Here is a 26754-nt window from a genome sequence, read left to right on the forward strand (position 1 = left end):
ATAGTCGCCGGCAAATCGCCATCACGAAGACGAGGAATGACGACCAGATGATAGAGGTCATGCGAGCCGTTTCGGCCACCGCCCTCGCCGGTATTCTCGCCTTCGGCCCGGTCTTCGGAGCCGGCGCCGAAACCGCGACGAAGCCGGGGCAGGGCAGCGCGGCGAAGGCCGACGCCGCTTCGACGCAAAAATCCGATGCGATCGCCGGGACGCCCGACGATCACGCGCCGGTGGAAGAGCGGATCACCGAATTCACCCTCGACAACGGCCTGCAGGTCGTGGTGCTGCCCGATCACCGGGCGCCGGTCGTCACCCAGATGGTCTATTATCACGTCGGTGCCGCCGACGAGGCGCCGGGCGAGAGCGGCATCGCCCACTTCCTCGAACATCTGATGTTCAAGGGCACGAAGACCCGCCCGGAAGGCGAGTTTTCGAGGGCGGTCGCCGACATCGGCGGCCAGGAGAACGCCTTCACCACCGACGACTACACCGGCTACTACCAGCAGGTTCCGGCCTCGGCGCTGGAAGCGATGATGGGCTACGAGGCCGACCGCATGGCCAACCTCGTCCTGACGGATGAGGTCGTGAAGCCCGAGCGCGACGTCATCCTCGAAGAGCGGCGGATGCGGGTCGACAACGATCCCGGCTCGCAGCTCCAGGAGGCGGTGGGCGCGGCGCTGTTCCAGAACAGTCCCTACGGCATCCCCGTCATCGGCTGGCGCTCGGAGATGGAAGAGCTGTCGCGGGACGACGCCATCGCCTTCTACGACAAATACTATACGCCCAACAACGCGACGCTGCTCGTCGCCGGCGACGTGACGGCGGCCGAGGTGAAGGACCTCGCCGAAAAGACCTACGGCAAGGTGAAGCGGCGGGCCGATCCCGGCGAGCGCGAGCGCGCCCTCGAGCCGGAGCCGCTGGCCGCCCGCACCGTCACCCTCACCGACGAGAAGGTGACGCAGCCCTCGATGCAGCGGCTCTACCTCGTGCCGGGCGAGACGATCGCAGAGCCGGGCGAGGCCGAAGCCCTCGACGTCCTGTCCGACATTCTCGGCGGCGGCACGACCTCGCGGCTCTATCGCTCGCTGGTGGTCGAGAAGGGCATCGCCGCCGGCACCGGCGCCTATTATGCCGGGACGGCGCTGAAGGAGGGCCAGTTCGGCGTCTACGGCATGCCGCGCGGCGAGGCGAGCCTCGCCGACATCGAGGCGGCGATCGACGCCGAGATCTCCGACATCCGCAAGGACGGCGTCACCGAGGCGGAGCTCGAACGGGCGAAGAACCGGGTGCGCAAGAACATGATCTATCTGCGCGACAGCCAGACCGCCATGGCGCGCCGGGTCGGCGCGGCGCTGTCGACCGGCCGCACGCTGAAGGACGTCGAAACCTGGCCGGAGCGGATCGAAGCGGTCACCGTCGCCGACGTCGATGCGGCCGCCAGGAAGTATCTGACGCCCCAGCGCTCGGTCACCGGCTATCTGAAGCCGGAGGCGCACGTCGCCGCGGATGCCGCGACCGGCGGGGCGAAGCCTGCGCCGAGCGACGCCGATGCCACCGGGCCTGCGGCCGCCGAGTCCCGCTCGTAAGCGATTTCACGAGAGACAGCCATGACCATGAAAGCCCTTTCTTTCGGCTTGAAGAGCCTCGCTGCGGCGGTCTCCTTCGGTCTTCTCGGCTTTGCCGCCGGGCCGGCCGAAGCCGTCGACATCCAGGAAGTGACCAGCCCCGGCGGCATCGAGGCGCTGCTCGTCGAGGACCATTCCAACCCGCTGATCGCTCTCAACTTCGCCTTCAAGGGCGGCGGCGCGACCCAGGATCCCGACGGCAAGGAGGGGCTTTCGAACCTTCTCACCGGGCTCCTGGACGAGGGCGCCGGCGACATCAAGAGCGCCGACTTCCAGGCCAAGCTCGACGATCTCGGCGTGTCGATGAGCTTCGACACGGGCTACGACAACTTTACCGGTTCGTTCCGCACGATCACGGACTTCGAGGACGAGGCCTTCGATCTCCTGCATCTGGCGCTCACCGAGCCGCGCTTCGATGAGGAGCCGGTGAACCGCATCCGCGGCCAGATCGTCACCGGCATTCTCGCCGACCAGAACGATCCGGAAAAGATCGCCGGGAAAGTCTTCCGCGAGACCGTCTTTGCGGGTCATCCCTATTCCCGGCCGGACGAGGGCACACCCGAGAGCCTCGCCACCGTCACCGCCCAGAATCTGAAGGATTTCCGCTCCCGCGTCTTCGCCAGGGACGACCTCGTCGTCGGCGTCGTCGGCGACATCACTCCGGAGGAGCTGGGCAAGCGGCTCGACCAGGTGTTCGGCGACCTGCCCGCGAAGGCGGAGCTGACGCCGGTGCCGATGGCCGTTCCGGTCATGGGCAGGGACGTCCATGTAGATCTCGCCGTCCCGCAGACGAACATTCGCGCCGCCATGCCGGGCGTCCTGCGGTCGGACGATGATTTCTTCGCGGCCTATCTGATGAACCACATCCTCGGCGGCGGTTCCTTCACCTCCTGGCTCTATGAGGAGATCCGGGAAAAGCGCGGCCTCGCCTACGGCGCCTATTCCTATCTGTCGAGCTACGATCACGGCGCGCTGCTCGGGATCGGCACGGCGACGCGGGCCGATGCCGCTCCCCAGACCGTCGACATCATCCGCAAGGAAATCGAGCGTATGGCCGACACCGGCCCGACCCAAGAGGAACTCGACAAGGCCAAGGCCTATGTGAAGGGCTCCTATGCGGTGCGCAATCTCGATTCCTCCCTGGCCGTCGCCCAGACCCTCGTCGGCATCCAGCTCGACGACCTCGGCAAGGACTACATCGACGAGCGCCAGGCGCTGATCGACGCCGTCACCCTGGACGATGTCAAGGCGACCGCGAAGAAGCTGCTCGACGCGACGCCGACCGTCGTCACGGTCGGACCGGCGGCGAGCTGAGCGGGCCGCCATGCGGCTCGGACTTGCTCTCGGTGGGGGCGGGGCCCGCGGCCTCGCCCACATCCACGTCCTCGAGGCGCTCGACGATCTCGGCATCCGGCCGGTGCGGATCACCGGTTCGTCGATCGGCGCGATCATCGGCGCCGGCTATGCGAGCGGCATGCCGGCCCGCGACATCCGCGCCTACATGCTCGACTGCTTCACCTCGCCGCGGATCGTCATCGGCCGGCTCTGGCAGACGCGGCCGGTGTCGCTGCAGGAATTCCTGAGCGACGGCGGCTTCCGCATCGGCCAGCTCAACGCCCGGCGGGTGATCATGGCCTTCATGCCGCCGGACGTGCCGCTCACCTTCGAGGAACTGCAGATCCCGCTCGGGGTCATGGCGACCGATTTCTACGCGCGGACGGAACTGGAACTCCACAGCGGCGAACTGCGCAGTGCCATCGCCGCATCGGCGGCGATCCCGGCGATCTTCCGCCCGGTCCGGCGGGACGGGCGGATCCTCGTCGACGGCGGGATCTACAATCCGCTGCCCTTCGACCGGCTGAAGGGTGTCGCCGATTTCACCGTCGCGGTGGACGTCAATGGCGGGCCGGAAGGCGACGTCGAGCACATGCCGACCCCGATCAAGGCGATGATCGGCGCCTCGCAGCTGACGATGCAGTCGATCATCGACATCAAGGTCAGGATCTCGCCGCCCGATCTGCTCTTTCGTCCCGCCGTCTCCGCCTATGGCGTCCTCGACTTCCTGCGTTCCCACGAAATCCTCGCGGCGACGGAAGGCCTGCGTGAGGATGCCAAGCGGGCGATCGGGCACCATCTCGAAGCCCGGCTGAAGGGCCGGGGTGGGCCGGCCCGCATCGGCGCCGCCGCGTCCGCAACGACCTGACGAGCCGCCGAGGTCGCAGTCTCTTGCCGGCGGGGAAGTCGTGATCGCCGAGGATTCCACACAACGGTGACAGCACGCAGGCGTCCTCGGCGAGGGGTTCGCGGGTCCCCGACGGGTCGCCTCCTCACTTCGCCGAGGACATTTCGGGATGGAGGACGAGCGCCGCACCCACGGCCAAGGGCGCGACGGACTGGATATCTTCGCTGCACCGCGGTAAGCCGGCCTTCTGCTGACGAGCCGGCTCATCGAGCCGATCAGTGAAGGACCAACGCGTTGACCGATGCTGCCCTGGAACACGCGACCACCGGCGATGCCGAGCACCTGACGGTCACCCCGCGGTTGGCGACGCTGATTCTTCTGGCACTCGCGGTGGGCAGCTTCGGCATCGGCACCGGCGAGTTCGCCATCATGGGGCTGTTGCCGGACATTGCCGCCGGCCTCGGAGTCGACGTGCCGGTCGCCGGTCATCTGATCAGCGCCTATGCGCTGGGGGTGGTCGTGGGCGCGCCGGCCATCGCGATGCTGGCCGCCAGGCTCAGCCGTCGAACGCTGCTTCTGTTCCTCATGCTGGCTTTTGCGATCGGCAACCTCGCCAGCGCCGTCGCGCCCGACATGACGACGCTGACGGTCGTGCGCTTCGTGTCGGGCTTGCCGCATGGAGCCTATTTCGGTGTGGCTGCCCTCGTCGCGGCGTCGATCGCGGCGCCCGGCAAACGCGCCCGGGCAGTCGGCCGGGTGATGCTCGGGCTCACCGTCGCGACCTTCGTCGGCACGCCGCTCACCGCCTGGTTCGGCCAGCAATTGGGCTGGCGTGCGCTGTTCGTGCTGGTCGGCGTGATCGGCACGCTGGCGGTCGCGATGTTCTGGCTGACGCTGCCGCAGGACAAGGTCCATGCGGACATGAGCGCCCGGCGCGAACTCGGCGCCCTGATGCGGCTGCAGGTGTGGCTCACCTTCGCCTTCGCGGCCGTGGGCTTCGGTGGCATGTTCGCCGTGTTCAGCTACATCGCCGCGACGGCGACCGTCGTCGCCGGATTGCCTGCCGACTTCGTGCCGGTGATCCTGGCGATCTTCGGCGCCGGCATGATCGTCGGCAACCTGTTGGGCTCCTGGCTGGCCGATCGCGCGCTTCTCACCACCATCGGCGGCATGCTCGCCTTCAACATCATGGTGCTGGTGGTGTTTGCGCTGACCGCGCAGTATCCGGTCAGCCTGTGCGTGTGCGTGTTCTTCATCGGCAGCGGCGTCGCGTTGGCGCCTGCCGTGCAAACGCGGTTGATGGACGTCGCAGGCGACGCGCAGACGATGGCCGCCGCTTCGATGCACTCCGCCTTCAACATCGCCAATGCCGCGGGCGCGTGGCTCGGCGGCTTGGCCATCAGCGCGGGCTACGGCTACGCGTCGACGGGCTGGGTCGGGGCGGCGCTCGGCGTCGCCGGCCTTGCCGTCTTCCTCTTGTCCTGCGCCACCGAGCAGGCCTCCCGCAACAAGGGGTGAGAAGACCGTTCTCAACGCGCCGACCGGTTTTCGGAAAAGATCATGCGCAAAAGGAGGATGGAGCGGAAGGATGAGCGAAGCTCGTTTCATCCCGCTCCAGCCGGACCGTTCGGCGGTGTTCCGATGGCGCTTATCCCGTCATCGCAATGACCGGGAATATGATCCGGCGGGGTGATGGGTCAGTCTCCCGCCAGGGCGACGACGATCGCGCCGAGCACCGAAAAGCCCGTCGTGACCATCACGGCCTCGTCCCAACCATCGATCAGACCGGATGGCCCGCCGACTTCGGCGCCGTGTGCGATGAGGACGGCACCGATGGTGATGCCGATCGCCGAACCCAGATACCGGGCGGTGTTGTTCGCACCACTTCCCATCGCGGTACGGTCGGCCGGAACGGTCGCCACCGCCTGTTGGCCGAGGGCGGCGTTGAGAACGCCGTTGGCGGCGCCGGCAAGGAACAGGCCGGGCAGCAGCGCGAGGATCGAGCCACCTGCGGACGGGCCGTAGACGAGAAGCTGGGCGATCGCGCATCCGGCGAGGCCGGCGACGAGCAGCATGCGCGGCGACCACGTGTCGGGGATCCAACGCCCCGCCAACGCCGTGACGACGCTGGTCGCCGACCACGCGCAGAGCACGATCCCCGCCGTCACGGCATCGACGCCGAGGGCGCGGGACAGAAGCACCGGGACGAGCGACATCAACGCCAGAATGCCGGCGCCGGAGGCGAAAGCGGCGACGGTCGCACCGACGAAGCCGCCGCTGCGGAAGAGACGGAGATCGAGAAGCGGGTCGCTGCCGCGCGCCTCGTGAAGGACGAAGCCGATGAGCAGCGCAAGTCCGCCGACCAGAAGCATCACGACGGAGGGCCGGGCGAGCCCCAGCCGCATCTCGGTGAGCCCCGACATCACCATGGCGAGCCCCGCCATCAGCAGCGCCGTGCCCAGCCAATCGACCCGCCGGTCCCGCCGCGCCTCGTCGGCCGGCAGCATCGATCGTCCGAGCATCAGCAACAGGCCCGAGGCCAGCGCGTCGGCCCAGTAGGATGCGGTCCAGCCGGCGAGGCCGGTCAGGAGGGCCGCGAGGATCGGCCCCGCGGCGACGCCTCCGCCGAGCGAAGCGGCCCAGACGGCCGTGGCGCGGGTGCGCGCGCGTCCTCCCGGAAAGGCGCGGCCGATAAGCCCGAGGCCGCATGCCATCACGGCCGCTCCGCCGAGCCCCTGGACGAGGCGGGCGAGGATGAGGACGAGGGAGGTCGGCGCGAGCGCACCGGCAACGGATGCCGCCGCCATCACTGCCAGACCGTAGAGGAAGACCGCGCGGCGGCCGCGGTCGTCACCGAGTGCCCCGGCGCTGAGAAGGCCGGTGGCTGCGCCCAGGGGCATGGCGCTGAGAAGCCAGGCTTGTGCGCCGGGCCCGGCGGCGAGAGCGGCGGCGGTCGGCTCGATCGTCGTCAACGGAACGGTGAAGACGACGAGAACGAGCATCGTTGCCGCAGAGACGATGAAAAGGGTGGGCGCGCGGTTCGCGCCCACCCGGATGTCGGCGGTGGTCACTCGGCCGGTCCCGCATATTGTTCGTCGGTCACCGGGTCGCCCCAGACGACGTTCTCGCCGTCCTTAAATTGCTGGATGGCGTAGTGCGTGACCGCGGTCGTGTCGGTGGCGCCGTGCCAGTGCCTGACGTCCGGCGGGCACCAGACCACGTCGCCGGGCTGGATGATCTCTTTCGGCTGGCCTTCTTCCTGGACCCAGCCCGTGCCCTCGGTGACGACGAGCATCTGGCCCGCCGGGTGGGTATGCCAGTTGGAACGGGCGCCGGGCAGGAACGTCACCTTGCCGGCATTGACGGCGAAGGGATCGCGGTTGTCGAAGACCGGTTCGACATAGGCCGTTCCGGTGAAGTTGTCGGACGAGCCGATCGTGCCGTCCCGGCTGCCGTTCTTGATGACTTCCTGGCTCTGCGCCAGGGCGCCGGTGCTGGCGAGTGCCAGGGCGACGGCGATACCTGCTTGCTTGAACATCATGTCTGGTCTCCTTCGGTCGGTGTTGCTCGGGCGGCCGATGGGCCTGGTGACGCGCTCCGGCTGGAAGCGCTCTTTCGCCGCTCGGACGAAACTTTGCGGGACGAACCATTCCTTTCGCGGGCGGGACGGAACGCCCCGCGCGTGTCGATCTTCGCCTCCGCTCTGGAGCGGGATGAGATGAGCTTCCCTCATCCTCGCACTCCATCTTCCTGTTTGCGCATGATCTTTTCCGAAAACCGGTTTCCACTTTTCGGGATCATGCCCTAGTCGTGGACGATCTCGTGGCGCAGCCAGACGACACCGCCCTCGAGGGTCTCGCAGGCGAGGAGGCGCAGATGCTGTCCGTCGGTCGGACGGCTGTCGGGCTCGCCATTGTGGTCGAAGATCGAGGGAACGCCCGCCAGCCCGTCGATGGCGGGGCAGATCAGCGTGCTGACCTCGTCGATCAGACCGGCCGCGAGGAACGCGCCATTCGTCGCGCCGCCACCTTCCAGAAGCAAATGCTCGACCCCCGTCGCTTCCGCGAGCATCTTCAGCGCCGCTGTCATGTCATGCCCGTCCGGGCCGGCGAAAACGTAGGAGACGCCGGTCTCGCGGAACGTGGCGAGAACCTCGTCCGGCACTCGTTCGGAAAGGAACAGCACCACCTGATCCCCGCCGATCTCTCCGGTGTCGAAGCGCAGCCGCCCCGACGGATCGACGGCGACGGCAAGGTCGCGGCCGTTGCGTTCGACCATGTGCGGCGGACGCTGTCTCGGTTCGTCGAGGAGAGCGACCGCGTCCGTTTCGGCGCTCATTTCCGCCATCGTCCTGCGGCCGACGATCCAGCCCTGTGCCCCGAGACGTTCGGCGGTCGCGTCGTAGTGCCTGTCCGTCAGGTCGCCGATCCGACAGTCGACGGGGTCGCTCCAACGGCTCGGGTGAAGGCGCCCGTCGAGCGAAGTGATCATGTGGCAGGTGATTTTCGGGCGCATCGTCTCTCGTCTTTTCTCAGGCAAATGCGAATTCGGTGCCCAGAACGTAAGTCGCTTCGGGCGACGGAATTACCGGAACTCTTTCGCTGACACTCATGAGCGCTGCTCATGCGCGGTCAGGGAAGATGCTCGAAGCGGTAGACCAGTTTCGGACCGCCCGGCCGGCCATAGGCGAGTTCGGCCGTCACCATGGCGAAGGGCTCGACGAAACGCGCCGTGCGCAACGCTCCCGCATCGAGCGGTTCGTAGCCGGCATCCTCGATGAGCTGCCGCGCGACGGTCTTGGCGCCGTCGTCGTCGCCATAAAAGAGCAGCTGGGGGCGGGGCATGGTCTGCCGCCGCTCGTAGACCTTCGGCAGCGCCTCGCTGGGGCTCGTATTGAAAGCGGAGACCAGCCGCGCCTGCGGCAGCCTGCGGGCAAGTTCCTCGGCTCCCGACGTCGTCGTCCCGATGACGAGGTCGCGGTCGGCCTGATCGAGCGGCACGCAGCAATTCACCACCACCTTGCCGGTGAGGGGGCCGGCCCGATCGAGAACGTCGTCGATCCGCGACCAGTGCACGGCGAGCAGGACGGCGTCTGCATCCGCAGCGACATCCGCCGGATCTGCGGTTCGACCGCGTGTCTCGCTCGCCAGCCTCTCGAGCTTTTGCGGGCTGCGCGAGTAGCTGAAGGCGACGTCATGGCCGGAACGGGCCCAGATCGTCCCGAGGGCGGCCCCCATGCGGCCGGAGCCGAGAATGCCGATCTTCATGTTGCCGTTCCTTCCCAGAGCTTCACGATCGCGACACGGCCACTTTTCCTGCTATGCGATCGGGCCATAATTCGCCGTGCCCTCATGACGGACGTTCATCAATGCTGCGCGAAAACATGGCCGATCTCCTCTCTTTCATCGCCGTCGCGCGCGAAGGCAGCTTCACCCGCGCGGCCGCGCAGATCGGCGTGTCGCAGTCCGCCCTGAGCCATTCGGTTCGCGCCCTCGAAGAGCGCCTCGGCCTTCGCCTTCTGACGCGCACGACCCGCAAGGTGACGTCGACGGCCGAAGGACAACGCATCCTCGAGCGGATCGCACCCTTCTTCGCCGAGATCGAGAAAGAGCTGCAGGCGCTGGTCGAAACGAAGGACAGGCCTGCTGGGGCGATCCGGATGACGATGGTCGACCATGCGGCCGAAACGCTCGTCTGGCCGAAGCTCGCCCCGGTGCTCAAGCAGTATCCCGAACTCAAGGTCGAGATCGTCAGCGACTACGCGCTCGCCGACATCGTCGGCGAACGCTACGACGCCGGGGTGCGGCTCGGCGAGCAGGTCTCGGAAGGCATGATCGCGGTGCGCATCGGGCCGGATTTCCGCATGCTCGTCATCGGCTCGCCGGCCTATCTCGAAACGCGGAGCATGCCGCGGACGCCGCAGGATCTGACCGGCCACGTCTGCATCAATCTGCGCCTGCCGACCCATGGCGGCCTCTATCCGTGGGAGTTCGCCAAGGACGGACGGGAATTGCGCGTGCGGGTGGACGGGCAGATGACCTTCAACGCCATCGGTCCCGTGGTCGAGGCTGCCGTCGCGGGCTACGGGCTCGGTTACGTGCCCGAAGATCTGGCCCGCCCTCACATCGACGCGGGACGGCTCGTTCCCGTTCTGGAGGATTGGAGCCCGCCTTTTGCCGGCTATTATCTCTACTATCCGCACCGGCGTCAGCACTCCCCCGCCTTCGGCGTCATTCTCGACGCCCTTCGTCACAAAGACTGACGCAAGGCGTCTCGGAGACGATCAGTTCTGTCCTTCGGACCGGGTCTCCGCCTGGCCATCGCGCCCCTGAAACACCTTCTGAGCGACCGGCATGGCGGAGAAGACGTTCGGCCAGCCGGCGTAGAAGGCCAGATGCGACAGCATGGCGGAGGCCTCGTCCTTGGTCAGTCCGTTGTCCATCGCCCGGTCGAGGTGGAAGGTGATCTGATCGACGTGTCCGGCGGCGATCAGCGCGGCGACGGTCACCAGGCTGCGGTCGCGGGGCTCGAGCCCGGGGCGCAGCCAGAGATCGCGGAAGAGAAGCCGTTCGGTGTCGTCGACCACGCCCTGGCTGACGTCGCCGTAGCGTTCCTGCACGGACGACTGTCGCGCGGCCTCGGCTTCCTGGTCGAGCGGCAGCATGTCGTCCGGGTTCGCCGCCGGCAGCCGATCGGCGGAGATGCCACGCTCTTCGAAGACGTCGGACGCCGCATCGACGCCGATCATCGCGTTCTGCCAGCCGGCATAAAAGGCCAGATGAGTGATCACTTCCGAGATCTCGGCGGGCGTGACGCCGTTGTCGAGCGCATGGCCGATATAGTCCTCGAGGCCTTCGGACTGGCTGCGGGCGATCAGCGCGGCGACCGTCGCGAGGCTGCGATCGCGTTTGGACAGCGCTGCGTTCTCCCAGACCTTCCCGAACAGATCGTCTTTCGTATAGGCTTCGAGCGCTGGCGAGACGGTCCCGATCTCCTGGCTGTCGAAGGGCATAGTCTGCTGCGCGAGGGCCGGCGCGGTTGCCAGGGACAGCGTGCAGGCGATGGCTGCGATATGGCGCATGGGATCATTCCTTTCGTCGCGGGCGCGGCCTTTCGGCTCGTCGCGCCAGTGGCTTCAATGGTCCGGCGGCGAGGGCGCCGACGCGTCCGAGGTAAGCGCGGCAGGTTCGGGGCTTTAGTTGCTCGATCCCGATAAGTCTGATGAGACGCGCTCATCGAATGCCGGCTGCGGTGTTCCAAAGGCAAAGCCAGCGGTGCATGGTGGTTCCATGAGCGCGCTTCATATCTGTTCGCGCGGCGATCACCCTGACGTCATCGGCCCATGGGCCCTATGTGTCGTCGTGGATCAGAAAGCTTCCGATGAAAGGAGAGGATCCATGAAGATCACACGCCCAGGAGACACCCCGTCCGGCAAGGGCCCCGAAGAGTATTTCACCGGCACGGTGCGCCTCGATCCGCTGTTCAAGGCCGAAGATCCGGGCCGCGTCGCCGGCGCGTCCGTGACGTTCGAGCCGGGTGCGCGAACCGCCTGGCACACCCATCCGGCCGGCCAGACGCTGATCGTCACCGCCGGCTTCGGACGCGTTCAGCGCGAAGGCGGACCGATCGAGGAGATTCGGCCCGGCGACATCGTCTGGTTTCCGGCCGGGGAAAAACACTGGCACGGCGCCTCGCCGAAGACGGCGATGACCCATATCGCCATCCAGGAAGCGATCGACGGCAGCCCCGTCACCTGGATGGAGAAGGTCACCGACGAGCAGTACCAGGGCTGAGCGCCACGACGTCTTGCCCGCGACCGGCCCGTTCCGGTGGGCCGGTCGGCCGCGCGAGGCACTTGATGACGGCCGAACTCGGGGCCACGCCGATGCGTCGCGAGCCTTGCTGCTTCTTTGGACCAGCAGTCGACCAAGAGGCCGGCCCCGTGCCGTATCCACCGGCTTCGGCATGCGTCGGTGTCCGAGACGCGACGCGACTGCCGCGGTCCCATGGAAAATAGGGGAGAAGCCCATGAAGATCCGTATCGTCGCCGGCGAGACCATCCTGTCCGCGACGCTGGACGACAGCGCGGCGGCGCGGGATTTCGCCTCGCTGCTTCCCATGCAACTGATCCTGAAGGACTACGCCTCGACGGAGAAGATCGCCGATCTTCCGAGGAAGCTCGACGTCGGGGACGCGCCGCGCAGCTACGAGCCGGCGAAAGGCGACATCACCTATTACGCGCCGTGGGGAAACCTCGCGATCTTCTATCGCGACTTTTCCGATTCCGCCGGCCTGGTCCGGCTCGGCAGCTTCGACGGCGCGATCGACGCGCTGAGGAACGACGAGCCCTTCGCCGTTCGCCTCGAACCGGCCGACTGAGCCGCCGCCGGCCCGTAAACGTCCATTCCCGGTGATGCCGACGCCCGGCGCCACTGGCAGGCCATCAAACACGAAAGAGGAGGCAGGCATGTCATCCTGGGACCCCGAACCCTGGCAGTCATCGCCAAGGCCGACGATCTCCGCATCGGCAACTGGGCGGGCCGGACGGTCGCCGACCTCGCCTATCTCTTGGATGCGAAGACCGGCGCGACCATGCAGTCGATCCCCCTCGCCCGCACGCTCGCGGCGATGACGGCGTCACCGCCGCCCATAGGTCAGGAGACGGCTTCGATCCGTAGCGTATATTCGCCGCGATCGGCCAGGGGCTCCTGCCAGTTCTTCATCCGGCCGAGCCGGATCAGGTCGTCGCGATAGGTGTAGTCGCCATAGAAGAAGGCGAGATTGCCCCAGGGGATGAAGTAGCAGAGATCGCCGGGCGCTTCGTTCTCGATGTCCCGCCGGCCTTCCAGCGTCAACTTTTCCGGCAGATAGGCGATCTTCTCGTTGTTCGAGAAGTCCTTGATGGGCAGTTCCAGCGGCAGCATCGCGGCGAAGTCCCGCGCTGCGCGTCCGTCGTAGAGATCCACCGTGAAATCGTGATCGCCGAACCGGCAGCGGATCGTCATGAAGACCTCTTCCGCCTGCGCGCCGTCGGATTGCGCCCATGCCAGTCCGGGCCACACGGCGCTGCCGATCGCGGCTCCGATGAGCGTTCTGCGGCTGATCGAGACATGGTTGGAGGTCATGGGACGTCTTTGAACTCGCGAATGGATTGATAGACATGCAACGCGGGCATGGGGCAGGGAGCAATCGGTCGAGAGCAAGCGCAAGCGGTGCGCCTCGGCAGGTTCGAACTTCGAGCGATCGTATCGATGCACCGTTCCGAAGGCTCGCCGAAGCCCTCGGAACGGTATTCACTCGTCACACGGCCGGCAGCTGACCGATGATCTTGTCGAGCGTCACCGGATAGTCGCGTACGCGCACGCCCGTGGCGTTGTAGACGCCGTTGGCGATGGCGGCGGCGACCCCGCACAGGCCGAGTTCGCCGACGCCCTTGGCCTTCAGCGGCGTCGAATAGGGGTCGGTGGTCTCGAGGAAGATCACTTCCTGGCTCGGAATGTCGAGATGGACCGGCACCTCGTAACCGGCGAGATCGTGGTTGACGAAGAAGCCGTGACGGTGATCGACCGCCATCTCCTCCATGATCGCGCCGCCGACGCCCATGGTCATCGCGCCGATGACCTGGCTGCGGGCCGTCAGCGGGTTGAGGATGCGGCCGGAATCGCAGACGGCCAGCATGCGGCGGATGCGGATCTCGCCGGTGTGGGCGTGGACGGCGACCTCGACGAAATGCGCGCCGAAAGTCGAGACCAGCGCTTCCTTCGAGCGGAAGTCGCCGAACTCGATGGAATCCTCGGCCGCGATCTCCTCGCCCTTGCCGATCTGCGAGAGCGGGGTCGAGGTGTCGCCATGGCGCACCGCGCCGTCCTCGAAGGTCAGATCGCCCTCGGCCACCGCCAGACGCTCGGCGATCTGCTCGCGCAACGCGACGCAGGCCGCATAGACGCCGGCCGTGGCGCTCGCCGCGCCCCACTGGCCGCCGGAACCGGCCGAGACGGGATAATTCGAGTCGCCGAGGTCGATCGACACGTCGTCGATGGTCAGCCCCATTACCTCGGCCGCCGTCTGCGCCATCACCGTGTAGGAGCCCGTGCCGATGTCGGTCATGTCGCTCTCGACCCGGAGCGTGCCGTCCGGCTCGAGCACGACGCGTGCCCCCGATTTCTGCACGGGAGCGGGCCGATAGGCGCCGGCGACGCCGTGACCGATCATCCAGGCTCCGTCGCGCGTGGCGCCCGGCGCGGTGTTCCGGTTCGACCAGCCGAAGGTTTCCGCGCCGCGTTCGAGGCACTCGACGAAATGGCGGTCGGAGAACGGGACGTCCGGATTGCCGGGATCGACCTGCGTGTCGTTGGCAATGCGGAATTCCACCGGATCCATGCCGAGCTTCTCCGCCATCTCGTCCATGGCGATCTCGAACGCCATCAGACCGGCGGTCTCGCCCGGCGCGCGCATCGCATTGGAATTCGGCAGATGCATCTTCGCCGGCGCGTTGACGATGTGGCGGTTGGCGCCGGCATAGAAGGCGACGATCGGCAAGGTTGCGTTTTCGCCGCCGACCGCGGTCAGCGCGTTGGTCGCATTGTGGTGGCCGATCGCGGTGATCTTGCCGTTTTCGTCGGCGCCGATGCGGATATGCTGGATCGTCTCGCCGCGATGGGTGGTGTTGTTGAAGACCATCGGGCGCGGCAGCGTGACCTTCACCGGACGACCGACCTTGCGCGCCGCAAGCCCCGCCATGACGGCGTCGGAGCGTACGAAGAGCTTGGCGCCGAAGCCGCCGCCGAGATACGGGCTGTCGAGCCGCACATTGTCCGGCGCGATGTCGAACGCCTTGGCAATCGACTGACGACCCCATTCGATCATCTGGTTGGACGTCCAGAGCGTGACCTTATCGCCGTCCCAGGCGGCGATGGTCGCGTGGGGCTCCATCATCGAATGGCTTTCGGCCGGCGTCGTATAGGTCTGGTCGAGCTTGACGGCGGCGGAGGCGAAAGCGCTTTCGAAGTCGCCGACATTCTGCACCGGATCGGCATCGCTATCGCCGGACGCCTGAGGGGTTTTGGAGAGGTCGAAATTCGCGCTCTCGTCACGCTCGTAGGTGATGTCGAGGAGGTTTGCGGCCGCACGCGCCTGCTCGAAAGTCTCGGCAACCACCACCGCGACGGCCTGGTGATAGTGGAGAATCTCGTCACCGCCGAAATGGCGGACGGGATCGTAGTCCCACAAATTCTCGATCGGATCGTGCTCGAGCGTGGTCACGATGCCGAGCACGCCCGGCGCGGCTTCGGCCGCGGAAGTGTCGATATTGGTGATGCGCCCCTTGGCGATGGCCGAGCCCACGGGGTAGCCGTAGGCCTGCCCCGGAACGGCGTCGTGTCGCTCATAGGCGTAGGGCGCCGTGCCCGAAACCTTCAAGGGCCCGTCGATGCGGCGAAGCGGCTGGCCGATGACCTTCGCGCGATCGAAGACGTTGTTTTCGGCTGGATTGTTGAATTCCATGGGACTCATCCCTTCGCTTCGCTGAGAACCGCCGCGAGCGTGCGCTCGGCCAGCGGAACCTTGAACTGGTTTTCCTCGGTCGGTTTGGCATCGGCGAGGAGACGCCGCATGACGGCCGAGGCGCCGTTCGGCATCTCCGCTTCGGCCGTCTCGTCGCGCCAGGGCTTGGGCGCGATGCCGCCGAGCGCGACCCGGCCCGTGCCGTCCTCGTTGACGATCGCGGCGACCGAAACGAGCGCGAAGGCATAGGACGAACGATCCCGGACCTTGTGATAGAAGTGCCGGCCGCCGACCGAGGCGGGAAGCGTCACGGCGGTGATGAGTTCGCCCGGCCGCAGCTCGTTCTCCACCTCCGGCGTTTCGCCGGGCAGTTTGTGGAAGTCGGCGATCGGGATGGTGCGCGTCTCGCCGTCCGGATCGACCGTCTCGATCTCGGCATCGAGCACCCGCATGGCGACCGCCATGTCGCCGGGATAGGTGGCGATGCAGAAATCCGATCCGCCGATGGCCGCGAGCGAGCGCGAGAAGCCTTCGATCGCGGAGCAGCCGGTGCCGGGCGCGCGTTTGTTGCAGGGCATGTTGGTGTCGTAGAAATACGGGCACCGGGTGCGCTGCAGGAGATTGCCGCCGGTCGTCGCCTTGTTGCGGAGCTGGCCCGACGCGCCGGCGACGATCGCCCGCGTCAGGACGCCGTAGTCGCGGCGAACGCGCTCGTCGGCGGCGAGCGCGGTGTTCGACACCAGGGCACCGATTCGCAGGCCCCCCGCGTCGGTCTCCTCGATCGTGTCGAGGCCGAGGCCGTTGACGTCGACCAGATGGGTGGGGGTCTCGATCTCGAGCTTCATCAGGTCGAGAAGATTGGTGCCGCCGGCGATGAACTTGGCGTTGTCGCGGGCCATCGCGGCCTGCGCGGCGGCCTGCGGGCTCGAAGCCCGTTCGTAGCTGAAGGCTCTCATGCGTTCTGCCCCTTCACGTCCTTGATGGCGGCGAGAATGTTCGAATAGGCGCCGCAGCGGCAGATGTTGCCGCTCATGCGCTCGCGGATCTCGTCGTCGCTCGCCTCGATCGGGCCGGTGATATCGGCCGTGACGTGGCTGGGTATGCCGGCGCGGATCTCTTCCAGCGTCGCCTTGGCCGAACAGATCTGACCGGGCGTGCAGTAGCCGCACTGATAGCCATCGTGTTCGATGAAGGCCGCCTGCATCGGGTGCAGGTCGTCCGGGGTGCCGAGCCCTTCGATCGAGGTGATCTCGTCGTCCTGGTGCATGACCGCGAGCGTCAGGCACGAATTGATCCGCCGGCCGTTGACCGAGACCGTGCAGGCGCCGCATTGCCCGTGATCGCAGCCCTTCTTCGTGCCGGTCAGTTGCAGCGTCTCGCGGAGCGCGTCGAGCAGGGTCGTGCGATTGTCGACGGCGATGTCCCGCGCCGTGCCGTTCACCGTGAAGCTCACCTCGGATTTCAACGAAGCGTCGAGCGCCTTCAGCGCCTCGCCGCTCGCCGGAGCTTCGACGTTCGCCTGGCCGTAGGCCACCTTCGGAAAGGCGTAGGTCGCGGCGGTCGCGGCACCCACGATCATCAGATCGCGCCGGGTGATCCCGCCATTGTGTTCACGTTTCATGAGTGCCCATCCTCTTCTCCGTCGTCAGTCGAGGCCAATCCGACTTGGCCGAGGCGTTGCGCTTCGGATCGTCGTGCCTGCGAGCCGAACCGCGCCGATGATCAGTCCCGAATTTCCGGTCTCCCCATCGTCGGTTGGTTCGACCATCACGGTGCGTGCCGCTCTCCATCGTTTTCGGGGCCATGCGGCACCGACAATGGAAAGGTTCCAGAGTGAGCAAACTAGCCACCGAAGGAATGACGGTAATCGCAGATCCCGCGATAGCGGTGATGAACCACGCTCATGAATGGCGAAATGGATATGATTATCGAGATAAATCAGGGTGTTGCCGGAGCGCGTGGGAGGTTTCGGAAGCGATCACGATTGATCCGACAAAAAGTTGATCGGCGCTCACCAAGCCCCGATGGCCCCAAACCGACCGCAGTCGTTGCGACATCGGGCTCGCTATGCCGGCCCCGTCACTTGCGACGTTTGCGTCGGGCGCCTACGAAACCCAAAGCATGATCGAGATTTGGAGGTGGAGCGTGAGCGGGTCGGGGCGTCTGCGGGACGAACTTTCGGTCGGCGAGTTCGGCGAGCGGTCGGGGATCGCCGTCTCGACCCTGCATTTCTATGAGGCCAAGGGGCTGATCTCGCCCCGACGTACCGGCGGCAACCAGCGGCGCTATCCGCGGGCGCTCCTGCGGCGCGTCGCGATCATCCGGATCGCCCAGCGGGCGGGTTTCTCGCTGGCGGAGATCAAGGCGGCGCTCGCCACGCTGCCGGCCGACCGGGCCCCCAATGCCGAGGACTGGAAGCGGCTTTCCTCGCACTGGCGGCAAGGCCTGCAGGAGCGGATCACCGCATTGACGCAGATCCGCGACGCCATGGACGGCTGTATCGGTTGCGGCTGCCTCTCCATGAAGCAGTGTCCCTTGCGCAATCCCCAGGACGAACTGGGAAGGACCGCGACGGGCGCGGTCCTTCTGCAGTCGGCGGATTAGAGCATCGGAAGCGGATGCCGATTTTCGGAAAATCCGATGCGAAAACGAAGAACCAGGGCATGAAACCCGATGCCGAAATCGGGTCGCATGCTCTCGTCGCCGGGCTCAGGCCGGATGGGCGACGGCTTCCGCCTCTCCATGCGCCGCCTCGGCCGGTTTCTTCCGTCTGAACAGCTTCGAGACGACGACGAAGAAGGTCGGCACCAGAAGAACGGCGAGGACCGTCGCGGAGATCATGCCGCCGAGCACGCCCGTGCCGATCGCCCGCTGGCTCGCCGAACTCGCCCCGGTCGCGAAGGCGAGGGGGACGACGCCAAGGATGAAGGCGAAGGACGTCATCAGGATCGGCCGGAAGCGCAGCTTCGCCGCCTCGACCGTCGCCTCGACGAGCGGCTTGCCCTCGGCCCTCAGTTCGCGGGCGAACTCGATGATCAGGATGGCGTTCTTGGCCGACAGGCCGATGATGGTGATCAGGCCGACGGTGAAATAGATGTCGTTCGGCAGGCCCCGCCACATGACGCCGACGACCGCGCCGATCGCGCCGAGCGGCACCACCAGCATGACCGCGATCGGGATCGACCAGCTTTCGTACAGCGCGGCCAGGCAGAGGAAGACGAAGACCAGCGAGAGGCCGAGCAGGAAGGGCGCGGCATTGCCGGAGGCCTTTTCCTGGTAGGACTGGCCGGTCCATTCGAAGCCGAATCCCGGAGGCAGTTGGCCCGCGAGACGCTCCATCTCCTGCATGGCCTCGCCGCTGGAATGGCCGGGCGCCGCGCTCCCGGAAATCTTCACGGCCTGAAGCCCGTTATAGCCGACGACCTGGGTCGGCCCCTCGGCCCAGCTCGCCTTGGCGAAGGCCGACAGCGGCACCATCTCGCCCCTGCTGTTGCGCACGTTCAGATCGAGGATGCTCTCGACGTCCATGCGCTCGTCGGCCTTCGACTGGACGATCACCCGCTGCATCCGCCCGGCATTGGGAAAATCCGCGACGTAGGACGAGCCGATCGAGGTCGAGAGGACCGCGTTGATCGCATCGAAGGTGAGGCCGTAGGCATTCGCCTTGCGCCGATCCACGTCGATCATCACCTGCGGCGCGGGCGGCAGGCCCTCGATATACGGATAGCCGATGACCGGGCTTTGATAGGCCATGCCGAGAAGGGTGTTTGCGGCTGCGACCAGCTCGGCGTTTCCGAGATTGGCGCGGTCCTGCAGCCGGAAGCTGAAGCCGCTGGCATTGCCGAGTGCCGCGATCGGCGGCGGGGTGAGGGTAAAGACGGACCCTTCCGGCAGGCCGGCCAGCGCGCCCAGGGCCGAGCCGACGATCGCTTCGGAGGAGTCCCCCGGCCCCCGCTCGTCCCAGTCCTCGAAGGTCGCGAAAGAGAGGCCGGCATTCTGGCCATTGCCGTTGAAGCCGTAGCCGAGAACCGAGACGATCCGCTTCACGCCTGATCGGTTGAGAAAGAAATCGTTGACTTTGTCGAGGACGCCGGCCGTACGTTCCGCCGTCGCGCCTGCGGGAAGCTGGGTCGCGGCGATGGCGTAGCCCTGGTCTTCCAGCGGCAGGAAGCCCGAGGGAAGCTTGGAATAGGCGTAGCCGAGCGCGCCGACGATCGCGGCATAGACCGCGAGCATGCGCACATTGCGCCGGACCGCGCCGCCGACGACCCGGCCATAGCCGGCCGTCGTCTTGCCGATCAGCTTGTCGAAGAGCCGGAAGAACCAGTTCTTGTGATGCTCGTGGCCCGCCGGAATCGGCTTCAGGATCGTCGCGCACAGCGCCGGCGTCAGCGTCAGCGCCATCAGCGCCGAGAAGACCATCGACATGACGATGGTGAGCGAGAACTGCCGGTAGATGATGCCGATCGCGCCGGGGAAGAAGGCCATGGGCACGAAGACGGCGATCAGAACCACGGTGATGCCGATCACCGCGCCGGTGATCTGCTTCATCGCCTTCTTCGTCGCTTCGCGCGGCGGCAAGCCCTCCTGCGCCATGATCCGCTCGACGTTTTCCACGACGACGATCGCGTCGTCGACGAGAATGCCGATCGCCAGCACCATGGCGAACATGGTGAGGACGTTGATCGAGAAGCCGAAGATCTGCAACGCCGCGCAGGTGCCCAGAAGCGCGATCGGGACCACCAGCGTCGGGATCAGCGTGTAGCGGAAGTTCTGCAGGAACAGGAACATGATGACGAAGACGAGCGCCACCGCCTCGCCGAGCGTGTGGATCACCTTCTCGATGGAGACTTCGACGAAGGGCGTCGTGTCGTAGGGAACGTCCCAGGAGATGCCCGGCGGGAAATTGGCGGCCAGCTCGTCCATCCGCGACTTCACCGCCTCGGCGGTGATGAGGGCGTTGCCGGTGGAATTGAGCTGGATGCCGATCATCGCCGCCGGTTGCCCGTTGACGCTCGACGAGACGTTGTAGCTCTGCCCGCCGAACTCGACGTCTGCGACGTCGGCGAGACGCACCACCGAGCCGTCGGGGTTGGCCCGCAGGACGATTTCCTCGAACTCGTCCTCCGTCGACAGCTGACCCGTCGCCAGCACGGTCGCGGTCACCGCCTGGCCCGGCACGCTCGGCTGGGCGCCGATGCTGCCCGAGGACACCTGCGCGTTCTGTGCGGCGATGGCGTTGGTGACGTCCTGGGCGGTGAGGTTGAAGCCGACGAGCTTCTTGGTATCGATCCAGACCCGCATCGCGCGCTCGGTGGCGAAGAGCTGCGCCTTGCCGACGCCCGGCAGGCGGCGCAACTCGTCGATGACGTTGCGGGTGGCGAACTCGCCGAGATCGATGGCGTCGAGCCGGCCGTCGGTGGAGGTCAGGCCGACGAAGAGCAGGAAGGCGTTGCTCGTCTCCTCGACCCTGACGCCCTGCTGGCGGACCGAGGCCGGAAGCCGCGACTCGACCCGGCTGATGCGGTTCTGCACGTCGACCGTCGCCTCCTGCGAATCGGTCCCCGCCTCGAAGGTGACGTTGATCGTCACGCTGCCTTGGGCGTCGCTCACCGATTCGTAGTAGAGCAGGCCCGTCGCGCCGTTCATCTCCTGCTCGATCAGCTTGGTGACGCTGTCGTAGAGGTTCTGCGGCGAGGCGCCGGGATAGGAGGTCGTCACCGCGATCGTCGTCGGCGCGACGTTCGGATATTGCGAGATCGGCAGGAACGGGATCGCGATGGCGCCGGCGAGCGCGATCGCCAGTGCGATGACCCAGGCGAAGACGGGCCGGTCGATGAAATATTGCGGCATCGGGGCGCTCCTCAGGCCTTGTTCGCTGCGTTGCAGGCCGGGCTGCAGGAGCTCTCGACGGGCGTTTCCTCGGCCCCGTCGTCCTTGGCGGGCTCGGCGGCGACGGGCATGCCCGGACGTGCCCTTTCATAGCCCTCGACGATCACCTGATCGCCGCTCGCGACGCCCTCCGAAATCAGCCAGTCGCCACCCACCGAGCGCTTCGTCACGACCGGCTGCTGAACCGCCTTGCCGTCCACGACGAGCTTGACGCTGGCCTGACCGAGCGTGTCCCACGAGACCGCCTGTCGCGGCACGAGGAGCGCTTGGCGCTCGATGCCCTGCGTCAGCCGGACGCGGACATAGGTGCCGGGAAGCAGTTGCCTGTCGGCATTGGGAAACTCCGCCCGGATCGATACCTGGCCCGTCGTTTCGTCCACCACCGCCGACGAGAACAAGAGCTTGCCCCGCTGCGGGGAAACGCTGCCGTCGTCGCCGACGAGTTCCACCGCCGTGCCGACGTCGGGTCCGGGCTCGCCGCCCTTCTCGCCGACGACGGACAGTCCGGCAATGTCGCCGAGCGGCGCGGTGAAGTCGACATAGACCGACGAGAGATCGCGCACGGTCGCCATCTTCGTGCCGTCCTCCTGGCGAACGAGGGCCCCCTCCGTCACCAGCGCCGGCCCGATGCGCCCGGCGATCGGGGAGCGGACGGAGGCGTAGCTCAGCTCCAGCTCGGCCGTGCGAAGATTGGCCTTCGCCACTTTCACTTCCGCATCCGCCTGCCGCTGCTCGGCGACTGCGGCATCGAGCTGGCCCTCGCTCGCCACCTTTTTCCCGACGAGCCCCTTGATGCGGGAAAATTGCTGCGTCGCGAGGGCCAGCGCCGCCTCGGCGCGATAAATCTGCGCCTTGGCGGATTCGACCGCGGCCTCGAATTTGGCCGGGTCGATTTCGAACAGGACTTCACCCGCCTCGACGTCGCCGCCTTCGGTGAAGGTGCGGGCGAGGACGATGCCGGATACGCGCGCCCGCACCTCGGCGAGGCGGACGGGCGAGAGACGTCCGGGATATTCCTGCTGGAGCGGCACGTCCTGCGGCTCGACCGTCACGGTGCGAACGGCGGTCGGCGGCGGTGCCGAAGCTTGCTGCTGCTCGTCGCCGGATTCCGTGCAGGCGGACACCAGAACGGGAATGCTCAACAGCCAAAGGAAAAATGCGATTTTGCGGGGCATTCGGCGGTCCGGATACGAGGTGATCGATCGAGGACGAGGGCGCAGCGGCCCCGTCTCTCGGGCCCGTTCGATGGACCCGGACGTTCTGATAGGACCTCAACCTATCTTGAGGTCAAGTGGCGCGGACGAGATTTTTTGCGTTACGGAAGAATCGCCCGGTCGTCCCATTCCGACTCTCGGGAAACTGCGCGTGAAGTCGCGCCTCGATCCCGAAGCGTTCGCAAGGAGGGGATCCGGCCATTCGCATCGCGTCGGACCCTGAATGCCGCACGCATCCTGCGAAATCAGCGGACTTCCAGGGGCTCCTGCTGGAGCGTGACGGCAAAGGCTTCCCGGACGGCGGACTTGACCGTCCGGGCGAGGCCCTCGACGTCGTGGGCGGTGGCGTTGCCGTGGTTGACGATGACCAGAGCGTGGTTTTCGAAGACGCCCGCATCGCCCACCCGGTAACCCTTGAGACCGCATCGCTCGATGAGCCATCCGGCCGAGAGTTTTACCGTTCCGTCGGGCTGGGGATATCGCGGCGCGCCGTCGATGCTTTGCGCGAGCTCTGCGGAAACCACCGGATTGTGAAAGAACGAACCGGCATTGCCGAGTATCCGCCAGTCGGGAAGCTTGCTGCCGCGAAGGGCGAGGACGCGCGCCATGACGGTGGCGGGATCTGCCGTCTTGCTCAGGCTGTCGAGGCCGGCATAACCGAGAACCGGCTGCCAGTCGGCCGGGAGCCAGAGCCTCACCTCGGTGATGACGAAGCGGCCCGGCTCGTCTTTGAAGACGCTTTGGCGATAGCGGAACCGGCAGTCGCTGCGTTCGAAGTCGACAAACCGCCCCTCCACGCGGTCGTAGGCGGTGAGGCTGTGAAAACGGTCGGCGAGTTCGACGCCGTAGGCGCCGATGTTCTGGACCGGCGCCGCCCCCACCGTCCCCGGAATTCCGGCGAGGTTCTCGAGCCCGCCGAAGCCTTGGCCGACCGTCCATTGCACGAAGTCCGGCCAGTCCTCTCCGGCCTGCGCCGTGACGAGGGCGCTCCCGTCGGCCTGCCGGACGACCGAACGCCCCTTCGTCGCCAGGACGGCGACGACCGCCTCGATCCGCGGATAGAGGACGACGTTGCTGCCCCCGCCGATGACGACGAAGGGAAGACCTTCCCGGCGGGCGAAGCCGTCGAGCGCCGCGATCTGGCCGGCATCGCTCACGAAGGCGCCGTACCGGGCCGTCGCCGGGAGCTTGAGCGTGTTGCGCGCACTCAGATCGAAGTCGGGCCTTGCCGGACGCGATGCATCGTCAATCCGGGTCGTCGCTCGGCCGTCCTCCGGCATCGTCTCGGGCATTTCCTCGTCCATGGCCGTGTTCGTCGGGCTCTTCCCGCTCCAGGGGTTCGAGATGCAGGATATCCTCACCGCGCCGCATCTTGATGTTGATGCGGAAGGAATTGGCAATCCGCTCCGAGCGCTCGATGAAGGCGCTCGCGACGGTGGGCGGACACGTCTCTTCGACCGTCAGGCGGAAAAGCGCAAGCCAGCGCCGGAAATGCGCGTCGTCCAGCTCCGGGATCGCCAGATGCTTCGGCATCGGACGCCCACCGTAGCGCCGGGTGCCGAGAAAGGACGAGCTCCAGAAATCGGCGATGGTATCGAGATGGTTCTGCCAGTGCTCGTCCGGGACGACGCGGCGGAAGATCGGGCCGATCAGATCGTCCTCGCGCGCCGCCGCATAGAAGCGGGCGACGACCCGGCGGATCAGCGCCTCGTCGAGACCGGGAAGCGAGCGGGGCGCGATCGCGCGCTCCGCCCGCGCGGCATCGGCTCGTGAGATCGGCATGGTCATGTCTCTCGAATGACGTAGGTGCAGCGGCGCCCGCCGCCGACGATGTGATCGGTGCGATCGACCGCGACGGACGGCCCGAGAAGCGACCTGAAGATCTGCAGTTCGGCGCGGCAAAAGCCCTGGCAAGAGGCGGCGGCCGCGCAGATCGGGCAGTGGTTCTCGATCAGAAGCAGCGAGCCGTCCTCCCGTTCCTCCCATTCCGCCATGTAGCCCTCGGCCGTGCGCATCGAAGCGAGCGCCGCGACGCGATCGCTCAGGCGGGAACGGTCGGCCATCGCCGTTTCATAGATGCGGCGCGTCTCGGCCTCCCGCCTGGCGATGACGAGATTGAGCGCGTCCTCGCCCAGCGTGGAGCGGATACTGTCGAGCAGTTCCACCGTCAGCGCCGCGTGGGTGTCGGGAAATCGGCTCTGCGCGGCTTCGGTCAGTTCCCAGTTCTGGGTCGGACGTCCGCGGCCGGCGGGCGCGCTGCTGGCGACCACGAGGCCTTCCTCGCCGAGCCGGACGAGTTGCTGGCGGGCCGCTTCGGCGGTGGTGCCGAGCTTCTTCCCCATGCCGGCCGCCGTCATCGCGCCGTGCATCTTGAGGGCCATCAACACCCGCTCCGACGGCTTCCGATCGACCCATTCCGTTTTTTCCAAGCGATTGCTTGACATATTCCTTGCAATGTTTTTCAAAGCCGTTACTTGGAAAATAGCCGCGCTCGGCCCCCGACGCAAGCGCGACAGGCGAAAACAAGGAGATTTCCCATGGCCTTCGTCCTTCCCGATCTGCCTTATGCCCATTCGGCGCTCGCCGATCGCGGCATGAGCCAGGAGACCCTCGAACTCCACCACGACAAGCATCACCAGGCCTATGTGACCGCGCTGAACGGCTTCGTCGACAAGCACGACGATCTGAAGGGCAAGTCGCTCGAAGAGATCATCGCGCTGGTGAAGGACGACGCCGATCGCGCCCCGGTCTTCAACAATGCCGGCCAGCACTGGAACCACATCCATTTCTGGAATGCCCTGTCGCCGGAAGGCGGCCGTCTGCCGGGCCGGCTGGAGACGAAGATCGTCGAGGACTTCGGTTCGGTGGGCGCGTTCAAGGACGCCTTCAAGGCGGCCGCCGTCGGCCAGTTCGGCTCCGGCTGGGCCTGGCTCGTCCTCGGACCGGACGGCAAGCTGAAGGCGACCAAGTCGCCGAACGGCTCGAACCCGATCGCCACCGGCGAGGGCAAGCCGCTGCTCGGGCTCGACGTCTGGGAACACAGCTATTACGTCGATTTCCGCAACCGGCGCCCGGACTACGTGACGAACTTCCTCGACAATCTGGCCAATTACGAATTCGCCGAAGCCAATCTCGGCTGAGACGTTTCTCGCCTCGATGTGCCGCCCGCGCCGATGGACCGGCCGGGCGGTGCTTCGCTTTTTCCGGCCACCTTCGAGGGCGGCGCGTCGACCCGACGTCGCCGGCCGGCAACGGCCCGGCCTCGAACAAATCCCTGGAAAGCGCGCAGATCGAACGCGGCGCGCGCGAGCCGGAAGGTCCTCGTGAGACGAATGCAAGACCTTGACGACCATTTCGATACGTTGCGCACGACGTCTTCCCGGCGCCCGGCGGTCGACCGCCGGAGCTATCGCGACGCCATGGCTTCGATCGGTGCGACGGTCGGGCTCGCGACGGCCCGGCTGGGTGACGAGCGGATCGGCCGGACGGTCACGTCCTACTTTTCCCTGTCGTTGGAGCCGCCTGCGATCCTGGTCTCGATCGATCGGGAGAGCCGACTTGCCGAATGTATCGCGGCAACGGCGGGCTTTTCCTTCGCGATGTTGGCGGACGGCCAGCAGCCCGTGGCCGATGCCTTCGCCGGGGCTGCCGACCCGGCCGAGCGGTTCCGTCACGGCCGGTGGACGGCCTGGAAGTCTGGCCACCCACGGCTCGAGGACACGCTCGTGACGATGGATTGCGAGGTGATCGGCGTGATCGAGACCGCGACCCACCGGCTGGTGGCGGGGTGTGTCGTCGACATCGAGACGTCGGGCGATCGCGCACCGCTGATTTGGCATCGCCGGCGATATCACGGCCTCGAGGCCTGAGAGCGCAGGTCGGGGCTTCCTCTCGGAAGTTCGTAGGCGGGAGCGGCGCCTGGAAGGTCCGCTCCCGCGTGCAACGCTCGTCGCCGCTCTTGCGACGCGGCAATTCAATCGAGGCGAATCTCATGACGCGACCGGGCTGGCGAAACCTCTATGCATGGGCACTCTCGGCGTTCTTCGTCGTCGGCGGTTCGGTCAATCTTTTTCCGCCCGAAGCGGTGATCGCCGATTATCGCCGGTGGGGCTATCCGGACGGCTTTCACGTCGTGACCGGTCTGCTGGAACTGACCGCCGCCCTCCTGATCGCATTCCCCGGGACGCGTCTTGCCGGCAGCGCGCTCGCAGCCGTGCTGATGGTGGCGGCAGCGGGGACGGTGAGCCTCCACGGCGAATATTCCCACGCCGTCATCCCGCTCGCGGTCCTCGCCCTGGTTGGCCTCAATGCCTGGTTGTCGGGTTTGCGCGCGACCTGA

General features: G+C 66.8%; 25 protein-coding genes. 11 read left to right on the forward strand and 14 right to left on the reverse strand.

Annotated elements, in window-relative coordinates; translation table 11 throughout:
- Positions 1-47 precede the first annotated feature (47 nt).
- The 4 genes from LZD57_RS16435 to LZD57_RS16450 all read left to right on the forward strand — a co-directional run bounded on the left by LZD57_RS16435 (position 48) and on the right by LZD57_RS16450 (position 5325).
- Positions 48-1586, forward strand: coding sequence for a M16 family metallopeptidase (locus tag LZD57_RS16435; protein WP_233720568.1), 1539 nt, complete (start codon positions 48-50; stop codon positions 1584-1586).
- A 21-nt stretch (positions 1587-1607) separates the two neighbouring features.
- Positions 1608-2939: a M16 family metallopeptidase gene (locus tag LZD57_RS16440; protein WP_233720569.1), complete on the forward strand. Its 1332-nt coding sequence runs from the start codon at positions 1608-1610 to the stop codon at positions 2937-2939.
- Positions 2940-2949: 10 nt separating this feature from the next.
- Complete coding sequence (locus tag LZD57_RS16445) at positions 2950-3828, forward strand: patatin-like phospholipase family protein (protein ID WP_233720570.1); 879 nt, start codon at positions 2950-2952, stop codon at positions 3826-3828.
- Between the two features lie 273 nt (positions 3829-4101).
- Positions 4102-5325, forward strand: coding sequence for an MFS transporter (locus LZD57_RS16450; RefSeq protein ID WP_420844828.1), 1224 nt, complete (start codon positions 4102-4104; stop codon positions 5323-5325).
- Between the two features lie 179 nt (positions 5326-5504).
- Here LZD57_RS16450 and LZD57_RS16455 read toward each other — a convergent pair whose 3' ends face one another.
- The 4 genes from LZD57_RS16455 to LZD57_RS16470 all read right to left on the reverse strand — a co-directional run bounded on the left by LZD57_RS16455 (position 5505) and on the right by LZD57_RS16470 (position 9074).
- Positions 5505-6878, reverse strand: a complete 1374-nt coding sequence (locus LZD57_RS16455; protein ID WP_233720571.1) for an MFS transporter — start codon at positions 6876-6878, stop codon at positions 5505-5507.
- Positions 6875-7348: a (R)-mandelonitrile lyase gene (locus LZD57_RS16460; RefSeq protein WP_233720572.1), complete on the reverse strand. Its 474-nt coding sequence runs from the start codon at positions 7346-7348 to the stop codon at positions 6875-6877. The genes LZD57_RS16455 and LZD57_RS16460 overlap by 4 nt, the downstream gene beginning before the upstream one ends.
- Positions 7349-7611: 263 nt before the next feature.
- Entirely contained in the window at positions 7612-8322 is a 711-nt protein-coding gene (locus LZD57_RS16465; protein WP_233720573.1) for a RibD family protein, read from the reverse strand.
- 116 nt (positions 8323-8438) lie between these two features.
- Positions 8439-9074 (reverse strand): NADPH-dependent F420 reductase, encoded by a 636-nt coding sequence (locus LZD57_RS16470; protein WP_233720574.1) that lies wholly within the window; start codon positions 9072-9074, stop codon positions 8439-8441.
- A gap of 101 nt (positions 9075-9175) precedes the next feature.
- Between LZD57_RS16470 and LZD57_RS16475 the strand changes: the two genes are divergently transcribed.
- Positions 9176-10069, forward strand: coding sequence for a LysR family transcriptional regulator (locus tag LZD57_RS16475; protein WP_233720575.1), 894 nt, complete (start codon positions 9176-9178; stop codon positions 10067-10069).
- Between the two features lie 21 nt (positions 10070-10090).
- Here LZD57_RS16475 and LZD57_RS16480 read toward each other — a convergent pair whose 3' ends face one another.
- Complete coding sequence (locus LZD57_RS16480) at positions 10091-10888, reverse strand: carboxymuconolactone decarboxylase family protein (RefSeq protein ID WP_233720576.1); 798 nt, start codon at positions 10886-10888, stop codon at positions 10091-10093.
- Between the two features lie 316 nt (positions 10889-11204).
- Here LZD57_RS16480 and LZD57_RS16485 point away from each other — a divergent pair, with 316 nt between their 5' ends.
- A complete protein-coding gene (locus tag LZD57_RS16485; RefSeq protein WP_233720577.1) occupies positions 11205-11600 on the forward strand; it encodes a (R)-mandelonitrile lyase in 396 nt (131 codons plus the stop codon).
- Positions 11601-11835: 235 nt separating this feature from the next.
- Entirely contained in the window at positions 11836-12186 is a 351-nt protein-coding gene (locus LZD57_RS16490; RefSeq protein ID WP_233720578.1) for a cyclophilin-like fold protein, read from the forward strand.
- Between the two features lie 275 nt (positions 12187-12461).
- Here the strand turns inward: LZD57_RS16490 and LZD57_RS16495 are convergent, their stop codons facing one another.
- The 4 genes from LZD57_RS16495 to paoA all read right to left on the reverse strand — a co-directional run bounded on the left by LZD57_RS16495 (position 12462) and on the right by paoA (position 16930).
- Complete coding sequence (locus LZD57_RS16495; protein WP_233720579.1) at positions 12462-12932, reverse strand: cyclophilin-like fold protein; 471 nt, start codon at positions 12930-12932, stop codon at positions 12462-12464.
- Between the two features lie 175 nt (positions 12933-13107).
- A complete protein-coding gene (paoC, locus tag LZD57_RS16500) occupies positions 13108-15309 on the reverse strand; it encodes an aldehyde oxidoreductase molybdenum-binding subunit PaoC (protein ID WP_233720580.1) in 2202 nt (733 codons plus the stop codon).
- Positions 15310-15314: 5 nt separating this feature from the next.
- Positions 15315-16265, reverse strand: coding sequence for an FAD binding domain-containing protein (locus tag LZD57_RS16505; protein WP_233720581.1), 951 nt, complete (start codon positions 16263-16265; stop codon positions 15315-15317).
- Positions 16262-16930, reverse strand: coding sequence for an aldehyde dehydrogenase iron-sulfur subunit PaoA (gene paoA, locus LZD57_RS16510; RefSeq protein ID WP_233720582.1), 669 nt, complete (start codon positions 16928-16930; stop codon positions 16262-16264). Before paoA ends, LZD57_RS16505 begins: the two co-directional genes overlap by 4 nt.
- Before the next feature lie 500 nt (positions 16931-17430).
- On the opposite strand from paoA, the gene soxR reads away from it, so the two are divergent.
- The gene (gene soxR, locus LZD57_RS16515) at positions 17431-17913 is read left to right on the forward strand and encodes a redox-sensitive transcriptional activator SoxR (RefSeq protein ID WP_233720583.1); all 483 of its coding nucleotides are present in this window, start codon (positions 17431-17433) and stop codon (positions 17911-17913) included.
- Between the two features lie 105 nt (positions 17914-18018).
- On the opposite strand, the gene LZD57_RS16520 is transcribed toward soxR, so the two are convergent.
- The 5 genes from LZD57_RS16520 to LZD57_RS16540 form a co-directional block, all read right to left on the reverse strand.
- Positions 18019-21162: an efflux RND transporter permease subunit gene (locus LZD57_RS16520; RefSeq protein WP_233720584.1), complete on the reverse strand. Its 3144-nt coding sequence runs from the start codon at positions 21160-21162 to the stop codon at positions 18019-18021.
- A gap of 11 nt (positions 21163-21173) precedes the next feature.
- Positions 21174-22376, reverse strand: a complete 1203-nt coding sequence (locus LZD57_RS16525; RefSeq protein WP_233720585.1) for an efflux RND transporter periplasmic adaptor subunit — start codon at positions 22374-22376, stop codon at positions 21174-21176.
- Positions 22377-22660: 284 nt separating this feature from the next.
- Complete coding sequence (gene murB, locus LZD57_RS16530) at positions 22661-23719, reverse strand: UDP-N-acetylmuramate dehydrogenase (RefSeq protein ID WP_233720586.1); 1059 nt, start codon at positions 23717-23719, stop codon at positions 22661-22663.
- The gene (locus LZD57_RS16535; RefSeq protein WP_338034713.1) at positions 23661-24197 is read right to left on the reverse strand and encodes a group III truncated hemoglobin; all 537 of its coding nucleotides are present in this window, start codon (positions 24195-24197) and stop codon (positions 23661-23663) included. The genes murB and LZD57_RS16535 overlap by 59 nt, the downstream gene beginning before the upstream one ends.
- A 2-nt stretch (positions 24198-24199) precedes the next feature.
- Positions 24200-24988: a helix-turn-helix transcriptional regulator gene (locus LZD57_RS16540; RefSeq protein ID WP_338034714.1), complete on the reverse strand. Its 789-nt coding sequence runs from the start codon at positions 24986-24988 to the stop codon at positions 24200-24202.
- Between LZD57_RS16540 and LZD57_RS16545 the strand changes: the two genes are divergently transcribed.
- The 3 genes from LZD57_RS16545 (at position 24953) to LZD57_RS16555 (ending at position 26754) form a co-directional block, all read left to right on the forward strand.
- Positions 24953-25555, forward strand: a complete 603-nt coding sequence (locus LZD57_RS16545; protein ID WP_233720587.1) for a superoxide dismutase — start codon at positions 24953-24955, stop codon at positions 25553-25555. The two genes, LZD57_RS16540 and LZD57_RS16545, sit on opposite strands and share 36 nt — an antisense overlap.
- A gap of 33 nt (positions 25556-25588) precedes the next feature.
- Complete coding sequence (locus LZD57_RS16550; RefSeq protein ID WP_233720588.1) at positions 25589-26284, forward strand: flavin reductase family protein; 696 nt, start codon at positions 25589-25591, stop codon at positions 26282-26284.
- 122 nt (positions 26285-26406) lie between these two features.
- Positions 26407-26754: a DoxX family protein gene (locus LZD57_RS16555; protein WP_233720589.1), complete on the forward strand. Its 348-nt coding sequence runs from the start codon at positions 26407-26409 to the stop codon at positions 26752-26754.

Source organism: Jiella avicenniae (assembly GCF_021390325.1).
Classification (GTDB): Bacteria; Pseudomonadota; Alphaproteobacteria; order Rhizobiales; family Rhizobiaceae; genus Jiella; species Jiella avicenniae.

What these genes read in the sequence shown, in the direction of transcription:
- LZD57_RS16520 (WP_233720584.1), bottom strand. Translation starts at nt 21,162, where the DNA reads ATGCCGCAATATTTCATCGACCGGCCCGTCTTCGCCTGGGTCATCGCA.
- LZD57_RS16545 (WP_233720587.1), top strand. Translation starts at nt 24,953, where the DNA reads ATGGCCTTCGTCCTTCCCGATCTGCCTTATGCCCATTCGGCGCTCGCC.
- LZD57_RS16505 (WP_233720581.1), bottom strand. Translation starts at nt 16,265, where the DNA reads ATGAGAGCCTTCAGCTACGAACGGGCTTCGAGCCCGCAGGCCGCCGCG.
- LZD57_RS16480 (WP_233720576.1), bottom strand. Translation starts at nt 10,888, where the DNA reads ATGCGCCATATCGCAGCCATCGCCTGCACGCTGTCCCTGGCAACCGCG.
- LZD57_RS16440 (WP_233720569.1), top strand. Translation starts at nt 1,608, where the DNA reads ATGACCATGAAAGCCCTTTCTTTCGGCTTGAAGAGCCTCGCTGCGGCG.
- paoC (WP_233720580.1), bottom strand. Translation starts at nt 15,309, where the DNA reads ATGGAATTCAACAATCCAGCCGAAAACAACGTCTTCGATCGCGCGAAG.
- LZD57_RS16435 (WP_233720568.1), top strand. Translation starts at nt 48, where the DNA reads ATGATAGAGGTCATGCGAGCCGTTTCGGCCACCGCCCTCGCCGGTATT.
- LZD57_RS16535 (WP_338034713.1), bottom strand. Translation starts at nt 24,197, where the DNA reads ATGCCGATCTCACGAGCCGATGCCGCGCGGGCGGAGCGCGCGATCGCG.
- LZD57_RS16550 (WP_233720588.1), top strand. Translation starts at nt 25,589, where the DNA reads ATGGACCGGCCGGGCGGTGCTTCGCTTTTTCCGGCCACCTTCGAGGGC.
- LZD57_RS16460 (WP_233720572.1), bottom strand. Translation starts at nt 7,348, where the DNA reads ATGATGTTCAAGCAAGCAGGTATCGCCGTCGCCCTGGCACTCGCCAGC.
- soxR (WP_233720583.1), top strand. Translation starts at nt 17,431, where the DNA reads ATGATCGAGATTTGGAGGTGGAGCGTGAGCGGGTCGGGGCGTCTGCGG.
- paoA (WP_233720582.1), bottom strand. Translation starts at nt 16,930, where the DNA reads ATGAAACGTGAACACAATGGCGGGATCACCCGGCGCGATCTGATGATC.
- LZD57_RS16485 (WP_233720577.1), top strand. Translation starts at nt 11,205, where the DNA reads ATGAAGATCACACGCCCAGGAGACACCCCGTCCGGCAAGGGCCCCGAA.
- LZD57_RS16465 (WP_233720573.1), bottom strand. Translation starts at nt 8,322, where the DNA reads ATGCGCCCGAAAATCACCTGCCACATGATCACTTCGCTCGACGGGCGC.
- LZD57_RS16475 (WP_233720575.1), top strand. Translation starts at nt 9,176, where the DNA reads ATGCTGCGCGAAAACATGGCCGATCTCCTCTCTTTCATCGCCGTCGCG.
- LZD57_RS16495 (WP_233720579.1), bottom strand. Translation starts at nt 12,932, where the DNA reads ATGACCTCCAACCATGTCTCGATCAGCCGCAGAACGCTCATCGGAGCC.
- LZD57_RS16555 (WP_233720589.1), top strand. Translation starts at nt 26,407, where the DNA reads ATGACGCGACCGGGCTGGCGAAACCTCTATGCATGGGCACTCTCGGCG.
- LZD57_RS16540 (WP_338034714.1), bottom strand. Translation starts at nt 24,988, where the DNA reads ATGGGCATAAGGCAGATCGGGAAGGACGAAGGCCATGGGAAATCTCCT.
- LZD57_RS16490 (WP_233720578.1), top strand. Translation starts at nt 11,836, where the DNA reads ATGAAGATCCGTATCGTCGCCGGCGAGACCATCCTGTCCGCGACGCTG.
- LZD57_RS16445 (WP_233720570.1), top strand. Translation starts at nt 2,950, where the DNA reads ATGCGGCTCGGACTTGCTCTCGGTGGGGGCGGGGCCCGCGGCCTCGCC.
- LZD57_RS16470 (WP_233720574.1), bottom strand. Translation starts at nt 9,074, where the DNA reads ATGAAGATCGGCATTCTCGGCTCCGGCCGCATGGGGGCCGCCCTCGGG.
- LZD57_RS16525 (WP_233720585.1), bottom strand. Translation starts at nt 22,376, where the DNA reads ATGCCCCGCAAAATCGCATTTTTCCTTTGGCTGTTGAGCATTCCCGTT.
- murB (WP_233720586.1), bottom strand. Translation starts at nt 23,719, where the DNA reads ATGGACGAGGAAATGCCCGAGACGATGCCGGAGGACGGCCGAGCGACG.